Genomic DNA, 12,430 nt, shown 5'->3' on the forward strand with positions numbered 1-12,430 from the left:
ACGACAACTAAAATTATGAGTTTCCCCTCAGGAAGATTTAGATTAGGGAAAAAAAGTACGTTGATCGCTGCACACGAAGTTGACTTGTCATCGACTACGTGGGGCAGCCTATTTTTTAACACATTGCTAAATACATTTACGTACACTGCGCCCACAAGCGGATCAATAGACGAGCCAAATAATCTTTGTGTTGGTGGTATCCAATATGGATATGTCAATAATCCAGTTATCAGTTTACCATTTGATTTTAGCTATAACGGCGGTGTGATGCCAAAAGCACCAGTTGGTGGCATGGTGACTTTTGCTTTGACTGGCCAAAAAATGCAATTTGATTTTGATAATTTGACTGTTACCGTGCCAACATTACGAATTGTGACTAAAAATCGGTCAAAATTTTACACGAATGGCGCAAGTGCTCAAACTTTAGCATTTAATAATACGTCAAATTTGCAAATGCTAACATACGATTACGATAGCGACAATTTAGCTATTACAACCGTTGACACTAGATCTGCAATTAACGGAGTGATACTGGCTGTTTTTGATGCAACGGCCAAAATGATATCAAGTACTCTGCCATATACTGTTAACGGATCTATACCGGCTACGGATCAGCAAGATCAAACGAATATTATTTATTGCTTGGGAAACGTGAATCAAATCATTAGTGGAACAACGATTAATCTAGTTTTTGACAATAAATCACTGCATGTTGACTCGCCGTGGTTTTATGGCTTTGTTATATTAGAAAATCAAGAAATTGTAATAAAACACAATGAAACGTTAGTTTTTAATTTTGTTGATAAAAAACTGGAAGTTACTAATAGCAGATACGACCGGGGAAAATGTTTTGCTGTAGCATTTAATAATAATGGCATTTTGAAATATCAAAATATCAAAATCGTAGAAAAAGAAAACGACACAGAATACACTACTTATTTTCCGTCGGAAGAAATGCGATTTGATTTCCCGATTGATCAAGATGCGGTGGTGGTTGATGATGAAATTTGGATTTGTGGATCTGGTGGAGAAGATAATGGCGGAATCATCCAACGACTGAATAAAGATAATTTTGAAAAAATAGGCACTATTTCTCATGGACTAGGTCATATGGGTAACGTTGATTATCGAAACGGCTACTTGTTAGAAACGGAAGGAATTGATAATGGTGATAGTACGTATTACCCTGCGCTGATCATTTATCATAACCCGCACGAGAAGAGCCTACTGACTCTTGGTGATACTGATTGTTTAACTATTAGTTTTAAAGACGGAGAGAAGCTTCTTGAAAATTCGAAGTTGGCTCCTGGTGGAGTTTTCGGCGAAAACGATCGTATCATTTACATGGTTGGCGCTAATTGTATTTACAAAATTTTGCTAGGCGTGGGAGAGCAAGATTTATCAGATAAAACGGCTGATAAGTCTGATATGGACTGCTGGGGTGTTTTTATCAGTGGAAAAGCCGCAGATGAATTTAATGGCACTGCAAAAATTATTGATCGATTTTACGGCACACAAGCGGGAGTCATGCAAGGCATTAGCTACCGAAATGGAAATATCTACTACATGTCAGGATTTGACGATATTACGTGCAAAGTTTTGGAATTTACTAACGAGACATACAGGATTAAGCAAAAATACACTTATGTTTGGATGGACGAAAACGGCGCTGCTAAGAAAATTGAGCCAGAAGCAGTATTCTTTATTGGCCGAAATTTGTATCTTGGTGGCCGGACTTTGGGTGACAGCTTTCTGGTTCATACGGAGGTGTGATCTAAATGCTAAAAGTCAAAAACTTATCCAACCAAACTACCGCCGTCTTAAGAAACGCATACAATGTCAGCTATGAAAAACCAGTTAACCAAATATGGTCAGCTGGTTTTTCTTTACCCTTAAAAGATCCAACCAGAAAAAAAGTGAAGCTCATGAACTTTTTGGAAATGCGCGATAAGGACGGCGAGTACATTGGGCTATTTCGCATTATGAGTCAAGTTTCCAAGACAAGCTCTAGTGGTCAGACCGTTGATTACGATTGTCTCCACGTTCTGTCTACTCTCATGGATTCGGCTATTTCTGGCTACCATCAGACAAAACGAGGCTGGACTACTCGCCAAGTGATTGAGTGGATTTTAAATTTTCAAGATGTGAAACACTGGCAATTGGGCCGATGTGATTTCACACGCTATTTTGAGTATTCCTTCGAAAACGAAAATGGGCTGGCCTCAGCATTGTTTTCTATCACAGAAGGCTTCGCGGAAGAGTACATGTGGACATACGACACTACTAGCTATCCGTGGACAATCAATCTAATCAAGCCAGATACTAAGCCGGTTTGTCGCATTCGGGAAGGTTGGAATCTAAAAGATTTAACGGTTGAAGAAAATGCCAGCAACTTGATTAACCGCCTGACATTTTTAGGAAAAGGCGATGGCATTAACAATCTCAACTTCAAAAAAATCAATGGTGGTAAAGACTATGTGGAAGATGCGGGAAGTCGTGCGGAATATGGTCTGATTGAATACATCAAGAAAGATGAGCGTTTCATCAACGAAGAATCTCTTTTGGAAAGCGCTAGGGGATTGTTAGAAAGTGCCAAACGTCCAAAAGTAACTTGGAAGACCACGGCTATTGATTTAATTAAATCAATTCCGACGAGATGGACCACCACAAAGATTCCTGAAATCGACAGGTTAAGAAGTGGCCAAGTCGTTCAACTGTGGACTAGCCTTTTCGGAGTGACCAATCTAAGAATTATGAATGAGAAAAAAACGGATGTGTTTGGTGATCCAGGAAATATCCAACTTGATATTAATTACATTAGCGGTGATATTACCACCACCACAGCAGATTTAGAGCGTCAGCTAGAGATTTACAAGCTCTCATCCGTTGGCGCTACGAACAAAGATACGGTTTCCTTTTTTGACAATGCCGACGAGGATAAGCCGTTGCCAGTACCGGTCTTTTTTGAAGATGAGCTCAAAAAAATCAACAAAGTGATTCTCACGTTTAAAACAGACAAATATCGGGCGTACAGTCGTGCCACAAAAGGCGGTGGAGCATTGATTGGCAGTACTGCTGCTGGCGGATATACAGCAAGTTCGACTGCTGGGGGTGGCGCAAGCGTCCAAGGTGGCACAAGTCAATCCGGGGGTGCGAGTGTACAAAGTTCCACCTCCACAGCAAACGGCTCGCACGATCACACAACATTCAAATATGCTTTTGATAATCCAACAGATATTGATCAGTTAAAAAGAAGGGCTTATTACGCGCAAGGAACGGCTGATTTAGTGGTAATTGAATCAACTGGAACAAATAACTTAAATACAAACACTCGTGCCGACAACCACACACACAATGTGTCTATTAATATTCCGGCCCATAACCACGGATTTAGCGTTAATATTCCAAGCCACAAACATGATTTCACAGTCCCAGCACACAGCCATCAAATCGAGTTGCCAGACCATACTCATGATATAGACTACGGAATTTTTGAAGATGACCAGATGCCTGATCGAATCGAAGTGTTAATCGACAATCAAAAAGTAACTGAGATTACATCGCTAAACGCTGACCGCTTGGATGTCACGAGGTATTTTTACACTGACGATGGGAAAATTACTCGTGGTTGGCATGAAGTAGTTTTAAAACCAATCGGTGCACGAGCTAGGTTTACTGGCCAATGTACAGTTTACGGATTCATTGGATCAATCGAAGGAGGAGAATTGTAATGGAACAAAAATACGCACAATTTACTTTAAAAAATGGTACACATATCCAGATTGGTGTGAAACATACTAAGGATTATCGTGATATGAGAAATAAAATTATCAATGCTAAAAACACTTTCGTTGATCTAATCGATTCTTGCACGGTTAAAGCTGACGAAGTTGTTTTAATTGAGCTTTTAACATATACCATCGAGGGGGAAGAAAAAGATGAAGATTGAAATCAAGTACCACAGTACAGAACCGATTTTCGTGGATGCGACGGAAGATGAAATTAAAGGAATTCAGCCGGCGTTAACCGAAAAAGATGAGTACGGAAACTTAACTACGGCTGCTATTTTTCTTGGCGGGTTTCCGTATTCGCCAGTCGGAATCCAGTACATTAGACCAGTGACGGAAGAGGCTACTGATTAGTGATCTCTTTTATTTTTGAGAAAAGAAGGGTTGTGTATGGAGGTATTAGATCAGTTAAACGATTTTTTTAGACAATATTTTGGTGTGGGACTGGTAGGCGGAATCATCTTTGCTGGCCGTCAGTTTTGGAAGCTCTACAAGGAGATTAAAAAGCGCAACGACCAACTAGACGAACTGCTTAAAGGCCAGACTGAGCTAGACATGCGCTTAGATACGCTTGAATTACAAGGAAATTTACGGCAGGAGGCGAGCCTAGCAAGTCTCCACGACCGGATTTACTCGTCTTACGAAATCATCTTAAAGCGTGGGTCAGTGACCATGAAAGAGCTGAACAATATAAGTCACCTCTGGAAGGCGTACAGTGGACTTGGAGGAAATGGCACAGGACATGCAATGTACGAAAGAATTTGTGCCATGCCAGTAATTGAGAAAGAGGAGGATGAATGATGAAAATGACAAACGATACTTATAACAAAGTTAAATGGATAGTAATGATTTTTTTGCCAGCTCTTACAGCTTTGATTGCCGGATTAGGTAAAGCATATGGCTGGGAAGGCACGGAATTAGCCGTTACGACATTAACACTTTTTACCACCTTTTTAGGAGCTATTACAATTAATAGCTCTGCAAAATATCGGGAGTTGAACGCTCTAGACAAAGACGACCAAGAAAACAACCTATAAGGAGGTAGCTCTATGTCAATTTTAGATATCGTGGATTTATCCAATAACAACGGCTCCAAAAACATTAAGGATTATCCAGCAGATGGCTATATGTTTAAAGCGACGGAAGGCAATTACTTTACCGATAAATACTGCGACCAGTTTGTCCAGCAAGCGGTTAAAGCTGGCAAGGTCTGGGGCGTGTACCATTTTATGGATGGCTCACCATGGCAAGCACAGGCTGATTACTTTATTGCGGCTACAAAAGGATATGTAGGTAAAGGTATTCTCTGTCTGGATTATGAAATGTACGGTCGGCAAGGCCCCACTATTGCAAAAAAATGGCTGGATTATGTCTATCAAAAGACTGGTGTCCGACCAATTATCTATATGAGCGCCTCTGTCACAAAAGAGGAAAACTGGGCGGAAGTAGTCAAAGCGAACTACGGCCTGTGGGTAGCCGATTACTCAGCGCCATTGGATAAACTGGGCTATTGGCCCGGCGCTATGATGTGGCAGTACACGTCAACTCCATACGATAAAAACTATTTCTATGGCGACAAAGCTGCCTGGTTAGCCTATGCAGGCTCAAAAGCTCAAACACCGCCAAAACCTTCTCAACCAACAATTAGCCAAGGCATTGCCAAACCCGGAAAAGGCCTGTTTTATCGCGTCCATATACCAAACCAAGGTTGGCTTGGCTACGTGGGCAGTACTATAACTGCGGGGACAACTGGCAAGGCAATCCCAATCCAAGCGGTGGAGGTACTCTGGAACGGCATTGGTGATCTGATTACCAGCAAGGCTCACGTGTCCGGTATTGGCTGGAAACCATGGAACTATAACATCACTGGCACGACCGGGCAAAACCGGAATCTGGAAGCAGTCCAGTTTTGGCTTGGCGAGCATTTGACAAAACAAGGATACTCCATTGAGTACCGCGTGCATGTAGCTAAAACAGGTTGGCAAGCGTGGAAAAAAGATGGTGAGATTGCCGGAACGACCGGAAAAGGACTAGCAATTGAAGCTATTGAGTTTCGGATGCGGAAAAACGGCGAACTTGAAGTAGGCAAGTTTTTATAAATAGCAAACAGCCCTCGGCCTATGCGGTCGGGGGCGTTTTTTTGTTATTCCGTGTTTTCTAGCATTTTCAAGTCCTTTAATACTTCCCAAGACTTCTTGCCAACCAACATTCCTATTCCGTCTAAAAGATAAACAGGGAACTCCTTCAGTTCTTTTATCTTGTAAGTGGCAAGAGTAGACTCGCCAATACCTGAAATCTGCGAAAGCTTGTAACGAGTGACCCCGTGTGCTTTAAGATAATCATCTAGCAGATACATCAATCTTCATCCTTTTCTTCGTATCCTTGGTCTTGTAATTCCCATATCAACTTAGTTGGTTCTTCTAAAAATAAATCGGAAGCATCTAACGATTCTGGGTTATAGTCTTCATCATCGACATCGATATAATTCGATGCCCCGCTTCCATTAGTAAACAAGTACCACTTTTCATCGTCGTTGATAACGATGAATGCCAATTCTGCTCCATCACCATTCAAGTAAACTCTCATTGTTCTTCCTCCTTTAAGTTATGTCCCTCTCTATATTTATATAATACTACAATATAATGTAGTAGTCAACAGAAATACTCAAATATTTTGAAGTATTTATTCCAAAACAAAAACCCCGCTACAGCAGGGTTACCTCGCCATCCACCTCGCAAGCCTCAGCAACAATTTAGCAACAGCGATAATGGTCAGTATGGTCAATCCGATGTAGAGAGCGTATAGGTATCTGATCAGTTTCATGCGCGTGCCTCCTTTAATAGTAGGTACGCAAAAAAAGCCTCCAAAAAGGAGACTAGTAAACTTTGTGTGGGTATCTGCTACGCTCAAATTCCACCACGATCTGCGGTTTCCCGATGACCGCATACTTCTTACAAACAAACTGCTTGCGACTGTTAAATTCCCCAGCCAGCGCAATCCGGCTACCTTCGGCAACGTCGGCCAAAAAGGTGAGGGAGTGGGTAGCAATCAGGCAGCTTATTTCATCAACCTTAAAATAGATGAGAGGGCGCTCGCTCATTTTGAGTATCTTAACCTTGGTTACTGTACCTCTGATGGTCTCCATGCTACGCCTCCAAATCTGACCACTTGGCCACAGATTCAAATTCCACGTTGCGGATTTCTTCCAGTTTAATCCGTTCGGTACCAATGTAGATCGCGCTCTCATCATAGCCTTTGACCATGCCACAAATATCCGGAAGATAGCTATCGTCCACAATATTATCCAATTGCACCGCAACGCGTTTGTTTTTAACAATCGCCTCAGACAGCACCGCGCCGATTTCTTCTTCAGTTAGCTTTTCCTTCGGCTCAATTATGATGGCATCTTTTCGTTGTTCTTCTTTTAACATGGCTGTGTGTTCGGATATAAAAAAGCCATTCCATTTCAGTTTTTTACGGTCATGATAGGGATGTAGTTCAGTCATATCGTTCACCTCACTTAAATTATACAAACGTACGTTCGTAAAAATCAAGCGAACAGAAAGTAAAATATAGAGGATAAAAACGTCGCGACTAAAAACGAAAAAATTGTAGGGCGTTATTTTTGGGTAATTTTAACTTTACCCACGAAATACCCAAAAAATAATTTCGTCAAAATATGTAAACACATATTATAATAGGTAGAAACATATCTGAAAAGGTAGTCAAAAAAGCTAATCCGATTATTCGATTCTCGTCACCCGCTTCTTATAATGAGAAGGAGCTGTAGTCCTTGACATGGATTACAGCTCTTTTTGTAGTGAAATAAAAATCGCTCAGTAAGTTTGAATTTATCGTTTAGTACAAGTATCAATGTTGAAAGGAAAGAAAATTCCTTTAAGAAAGGATGGGCTAAATTGGCTTTTATTTCGAGTCGGGGCTAGTTTATTGTTCTATCTTTTTCAAACAATTCCTCCTTTTATCAAAAGAGCAATTCTTCTATGTAACTTGTTAACATTTAGTTAGAGGGAGAAAAAGTATGAAACAATTTATTACAGGGAGCTTCATTGTTGCAGTATTACTGCCGGGAATTTTAGCCTCAAATGGAAGAATATCAGAAGCTGTGGCTCTATTGCTTTTGGGAGGCGTATTTATCGCTGGGGGACTGTTGATTCTTTTGGGCAAGCAGTATTATTTAGCGGCGGGAGTTTCATTGCGCAGTAAGCGCTATTCCAACGAGGATATTCGCAAGGGACGTTTTAGTGGTACTGTTATTGTCGGATTGGGAATTTTAATAGAAATCATTGATTTAGTGATTCTGTAATCTTTACTAGAAAAGAGCTTTCACAATAAAGTGGAAAAAGCTAGTAAATTTTTTTCAAAAAAGGCTAGCTTTTTTTGAAAATATTTGGCATAATACTGCTTGTCGGATAACTGACAGAGGATGTTAGCTTTATCTGATTGCCCTTTTTTATGAATAAATATGGTACTCCCACCGTATTTATCAAATATGTCAATTACTTGCTTCTAGCCTTTGCTGGCGAAAATGATTTTCCCCAAAAATCCCGAAGCCAAGCATTGACAACTCCCCCCAAGCCACCTTTAGATACTCCCATCTAAAGGTGGCATTTTTTGGCTAAGGTATAAAAATTTTACAAGTAAAACATAATAACTGGTCTAACTAGCCCACTTCAAAGTTAAAACGCAACCGACACATGATAAAGAATATCATGTGTCGGTTGCGTTTTTTTAGGAGGCTATCCGGTCTTTATTTGCTTACTTCATAGTTGATACTATTTTTTCTAAAGGTGTCAAATCAACTTTGGAATAATTTTGGAAGAAAGCTTTTAGTTTTTCTAGGATTTCTGGGTTATGTCCGAGTTCGTCATTTTCAATTTGTAAAACTAACAATGGCTCGTGTAAACTCATTCGCAACAGAAACCAGCCGGAGCCAAAAGGCGTGCTCATGGAAATTCGAATGCCTTCTTCGTTTTCTGAATTTACTTTCCAACCGGGGATGGTAGCCACATAGTCATTCAAATCCTCAATGACTTTCATACCAGTATTGCGGTAGTCAACTCCCTTAAGTGGAAAACGCAATTCCAAGGTTTCTGCCGGTTGTTTTAAATCGGCAATTAAATCGTCTAAGGTTTGGCCGGCTGCTTGCAGACTAGGAAGTAGCGTCAAAATCTTAGCGATTACATAAGCGCCATCGTCTAAGAAATAATTTTCCCGGAATGCTGCATGACCACTGGTTTCAATAGCTAAAGGACAATCGATACCGGCTTTATTTAGATCAATGGCTTTGTTAATAACGTTGCGGTAACCAGAAATATAACGCACTTGCCGGCCACCATGAGCTTCAATAAAGGTTTTTAAATGATCAGAAGTCGGGGAGTTGGTCACGATGGATGCTCCAGGCGACTCTTTTAATAAAATCATGCTTAAAACAGCAATCAGATTATTGCGATTTAGCACGTTGCCAGCTTGAGTGATCACCGCCGAACGATCCACATCTGTATCAAAAATAATGCCTAAATCAGCTTTTTCCCGTAAAACGGCAGTTCGAATGCTATTGATGGCTTCTTTATTATCAGGATTGGGAATGTGGTTGGGAAAATGACCATCTGGTTCTAAAAATTGTGATCCGGTGGTGTCAGCTCCCAAAGGTTTTAAGACTTTTTCTGCAAAAAAACCGCCGGCCCCGTTACCTGCGTCTAAGATAATTTTCATCCCAGCAAGAGGTTGTAGATTATCAGGTTTTCTGCTACGAATTTTCGCAACTAAGTCTGCACCATAAGGGGTCAGTAAATCAGCCTCTTGAGCTACATCAGCCCCATTTTTTTCTGTAGGTGTAGTATGCGTCAAAATATATTCAATATCACTTTTTTCAGCACCACCAGTTTTCGAGAAAATTTTGATACCATTGTAATAGTAAGGCAAGTGACTTGCTGTGAGCATAATCGCAAAATCGCAGTCAAATTGAGGGAATTGGGTCGCCATAAACATAGCCGGGGTAGTAGCCAGACCAAAGTCAATCACCTCAATGTCTTCAGTGAGAAAAACGCTTTTTAATGTGGCTGCTAAATCGGCTCCACTGATGCGGCTGTCTCGCCCAATGCCTAACGTAATCGGCTTATCGGTTTGATTGCGAAACCAATTTACCAATCCATAGGCGATTTCTTTGATGCTTTCTGAAGTGAGGTTTGCCTTGTGCTCAGCAGTGGAGATGGCAATTCCTCGAATATCGGAACCATTCTTCAATTCCAATAGGCTGCTCATATCGTTCATCCTTTCATTTGGAACCCTTTACACCTAGTATACCAAAATTCAAAAAACATTAAAGTAAAAATTACCAAAAAGATTTTTGCAGTGAACGGTAAAGGCAGTGGTTGTGATTAAGGGGGGCCTTTAGTTATAAAGTGCTATTGATAATCAAAAGAAGGGGGAGACGGTTAGTTGACTTTAGTAGCAGGCTTGTTTGAGGAAGGCGTTAAGGTGGGCAAACAAATTCTTAAACGCTAGTATTCTTCGTATTTTTATTGTATAATCAGGGTTTGAGGAGTGCAGAAAATGTACTCCTTTTTTTGAGAAAAGGACAACCAGTGAAGAGGAGTATCCATGTTTTTAAGTTATAAACCAACCTGGATGGTAGAGGCAATCTATCAAATTACGCCAGCTCAATTGCAAAAGCAAGGCATTAAAGCCGTTCTAACTGACTTAGACAATACCTTGATTGCTTGGAATAATCCAAATGGTACGGAGGAGTTACGCAATTGGCTAGCTCAAATGGAGCAAGCAGAAATTCCCGTTATTGTGGTCTCCAATAATAACGCGCAACGTGTAGCCAAGGCGATTGAGCCTTTTGGGCTAGAGTATATTTCCCGGGCATTAAAACCTTTTGCGAGAGGAATTCATCAAGCTTGTCAACGTTTGGGTTTGCCCCCAGAAGCAGTAGTTATGGTAGGGGATCAGTTGATGACGGATATTAAAGCAGCTCACTCAGCAGGGGTGAAAAGCATTTTGGTAAAGCCGGTAGTTAATACAGATGGCTGGAATACCCGGATTAATCGTTTTTTTGAAAGCAAAATAATGAAACATTTAGTGAAAAAAAATCCAGAGATGATCTGGCGAGGTGAACTACATGAGTGAAGCAATCGAAAATGAAGCATTGCATTGTATCGGCTGTGGGGCAGAGATTCAAACCACCACACCGGATACGTTAGGTTATACTCCCCAATCTGCATTAGATAAAGGACTTGCTACAGGAGAAGTTTATTGTCAACGCTGTTTCCGTTTACGCCATTACAATGAAATCCAAGATGTGAGTTTGACGGATGATGATTTTTTACGACTTTTAAATGAATTAGGCCAAAAGGAAGCTTTGATTGTCAATGTAGTGGATATCTTTGATTTTAACGGATCACTGATTCCCGGATTACATCGTTTTGTCGGGGATAATCCGGTTTTATTAGTGGGAAACAAAGTGGATATTTTACCAAAATCGTTGAAAAAGTCTAAAATGACGCAATGGATGCGAGAACGAGCCCATGAAGCGGGGTTACGACCAGTGGATGTGCTGTTAACCAGTGCTAAAAAGCCAAATGAAATGACTAATTTATTGGAAATGATTGAGAAGTATCGAGAGGGCCGGGATGTTTACGTGGTGGGTGTGACCAACGTAGGGAAATCCACATTGATCAATGCCATCATTAAACAGACTGCTGGTGTGAAAGAATTGATTACCACTTCACGTTTTCCTGGAACTACTTTGGATAAAATCGAGATTCCGCTAGATGACGGTCATTTTCTAATTGACACGCCAGGGATTATTCACCGGCATCAAATGGCGCATTATTTAGGTAAAAAAGATTTAAAAATCATTGCGCCAGCTAAAGAAATAAAACCCAAAGTCTACCAATTAAATCCTGGGCAAACTTTGTTTTTTGGAGGACTAGCCCGCTTTGACTTCGTCGCAGGAGAACGGGCGTCGTTTACCGCATTTATGGCCAATGATATTGAAATTCATCGTACCAAACTGGAAAAAGCGGATGCGTTTTACGAAAAACATGTTGGCGGATTATTGCAACCACCCCGTCCCGATGAAGTGGCAGATTTTCCTGAATTAGTGCGCTTTGAGTTTTCAGTGAAAGAAAAGACGGATATTGTCTTTGCCGGGCTCGGTTGGGTAACGGTGCAAAAACCGGGAGTCGTCTGTGGCTGGGCGCCAAAAGGTGTGGATGTTTTACGTCGGAAAGCTTTAGTGTAAGAAAATAGCAGTACTTGGAAGGAAAGTGAAAGAATGGAATTACGAGGAAAACAAAAACGTTTTTTGCGCAGTAAAGCCCACCACCTGCAACCAATTTTTCAAGTTGGTAAAGGCGGATTAAATGAAGCGATGATTTTACAAATTCAAGAAGCTTTAGAAAAGCGGGAATTGATTAAAATCACATTGTTACAAAATACGGATGAAGTTGCCGATGAAGTGGCAGCAGTCTTACATGACCAAATTCACTGTGAAATAGTGCAAATCATCGGTCGTGTTGTGGTTTTATTCAAACCTTCTTCAAAAGAAAAATACCAAAAGATTTCGACTGAAGTTAAAGCCATCTAAGGCTAAATTTACAAAGGAAAGTGAGGGA

The 12,430-nt window shown here is 40.7% G+C and carries 16 protein-coding genes; 11 read left to right on the top strand and 5 right to left on the bottom strand.

All coding sequences use genetic code 11. The features are described 5' to 3' along the window. The 7 genes from AB5754_RS00005 to AB5754_RS00035 all read left to right on the top strand — a co-directional run. The coding region (locus tag AB5754_RS00005) for a hypothetical protein (RefSeq protein WP_368259405.1) at positions 1-1,773 on the top strand (1,773 nt) is incomplete at its 5' end. Between the two features lie 5 nt (positions 1,774-1,778). Continuing rightward, positions 1,779-3,731, top strand: coding sequence for a phage tail spike protein (locus AB5754_RS00010; RefSeq protein ID WP_368251833.1), 1,953 nt, complete (start codon positions 1,779-1,781; stop codon positions 3,729-3,731). Then, positions 3,731-3,949 carry a hypothetical protein gene (locus AB5754_RS00015; RefSeq protein ID WP_368251832.1) on the top strand — a complete coding sequence of 73 codons (219 nt, stop codon included), beginning with the start codon at positions 3,731-3,733 and terminating at the stop codon, positions 3,947-3,949. Before AB5754_RS00010 ends, AB5754_RS00015 begins: the two co-directional genes overlap by 1 nt. After that, positions 3,939-4,142 carry a hypothetical protein gene (locus tag AB5754_RS00020; RefSeq protein WP_368251831.1) on the top strand — a complete coding sequence of 68 codons (204 nt, stop codon included), beginning with the start codon at positions 3,939-3,941 and terminating at the stop codon, positions 4,140-4,142. Before AB5754_RS00015 ends, AB5754_RS00020 begins: the two co-directional genes overlap by 11 nt. Positions 4,143-4,178: 36 nt before the next feature. Continuing rightward, positions 4,179-4,589 (top strand): hypothetical protein, encoded by a 411-nt coding sequence (locus AB5754_RS00025; RefSeq protein ID WP_368251830.1) that lies wholly within the window; start codon positions 4,179-4,181, stop codon positions 4,587-4,589. Further along, a complete protein-coding gene (locus AB5754_RS00030) occupies positions 4,589-4,825 on the top strand; it encodes a phage holin (protein ID WP_368251829.1) in 237 nt (78 codons plus the stop codon). The genes AB5754_RS00025 and AB5754_RS00030 overlap by 1 nt, the downstream gene beginning before the upstream one ends. A gap of 12 nt (positions 4,826-4,837) precedes the next feature. Further along, positions 4,838-5,887, top strand: coding sequence for a GH25 family lysozyme (locus AB5754_RS00035; protein ID WP_368251828.1), 1,050 nt, complete (start codon positions 4,838-4,840; stop codon positions 5,885-5,887). A 44-nt stretch (positions 5,888-5,931) separates the two neighbouring features. Here AB5754_RS00035 and AB5754_RS00040 read toward each other — a convergent pair whose 3' ends face one another. The 4 genes from AB5754_RS00040 to AB5754_RS00055 form a co-directional block, all read right to left on the bottom strand. After that, positions 5,932-6,144: a hypothetical protein gene (locus AB5754_RS00040; protein WP_368251827.1), complete on the bottom strand. Its 213-nt coding sequence runs from the start codon at positions 6,142-6,144 to the stop codon at positions 5,932-5,934. Continuing rightward, positions 6,144-6,374, bottom strand: a complete 231-nt coding sequence (locus AB5754_RS00045) for a hypothetical protein (RefSeq protein WP_368251826.1) — start codon at positions 6,372-6,374, stop codon at positions 6,144-6,146. Before AB5754_RS00045 ends, AB5754_RS00040 begins: the two co-directional genes overlap by 1 nt. Before the next feature lie 289 nt (positions 6,375-6,663). Then, positions 6,664-6,933: a hypothetical protein gene (locus tag AB5754_RS00050; RefSeq protein WP_368251825.1), complete on the bottom strand. Its 270-nt coding sequence runs from the start codon at positions 6,931-6,933 to the stop codon at positions 6,664-6,666. A gap of 1 nt (position 6,934) precedes the next feature. Then, positions 6,935-7,294, bottom strand: coding sequence for a hypothetical protein (locus tag AB5754_RS00055; protein ID WP_368251824.1), 360 nt, complete (start codon positions 7,292-7,294; stop codon positions 6,935-6,937). Positions 7,295-7,827: 533 nt separating this feature from the next. Here AB5754_RS00055 and AB5754_RS00060 point away from each other — a divergent pair. Further along, positions 7,828-8,112, top strand: coding sequence for a hypothetical protein (locus tag AB5754_RS00060; RefSeq protein ID WP_368251823.1), 285 nt, complete (start codon positions 7,828-7,830; stop codon positions 8,110-8,112). Between the two features lie 452 nt (positions 8,113-8,564). On the opposite strand, the gene AB5754_RS00065 is transcribed toward AB5754_RS00060, so the two are convergent. Beyond that, positions 8,565-10,070, bottom strand: coding sequence for a phosphomannomutase/phosphoglucomutase (locus AB5754_RS00065; protein WP_368259406.1), 1,506 nt, complete (start codon positions 10,068-10,070; stop codon positions 8,565-8,567). Between the two features lie 339 nt (positions 10,071-10,409). Between AB5754_RS00065 and AB5754_RS00070 the strand changes: the two genes are divergently transcribed. From AB5754_RS00070 to yhbY, 3 genes are read left to right on the top strand one after another with little or no spacing between them, the layout of a single operon-like run. Next, positions 10,410-10,940: a YqeG family HAD IIIA-type phosphatase gene (locus AB5754_RS00070; RefSeq protein WP_311833533.1), complete on the top strand. Its 531-nt coding sequence runs from the start codon at positions 10,410-10,412 to the stop codon at positions 10,938-10,940. After that, entirely contained in the window at positions 10,933-12,057 is a 1,125-nt protein-coding gene (yqeH, locus tag AB5754_RS00075; protein ID WP_311833534.1) for a ribosome biogenesis GTPase YqeH, read from the top strand. The genes AB5754_RS00070 and yqeH overlap by 8 nt, the downstream gene beginning before the upstream one ends. Positions 12,058-12,090: 33 nt before the next feature. Then, a complete protein-coding gene (yhbY, locus tag AB5754_RS00080) occupies positions 12,091-12,402 on the top strand; it encodes a ribosome assembly RNA-binding protein YhbY (RefSeq protein WP_311833535.1) in 312 nt (103 codons plus the stop codon). The last annotated feature ends 28 nt before the right edge of the window (positions 12,403-12,430 follow it).

The sequence above is a fragment of the Enterococcus sp. 2201sp1_2201st1_C11_2201SCRN_220225 genome (assembly GCF_040925905.1).
GTDB lineage: Bacteria > Bacillota > Bacilli > Lactobacillales > Enterococcaceae > Enterococcus_C > Enterococcus_C asini_A.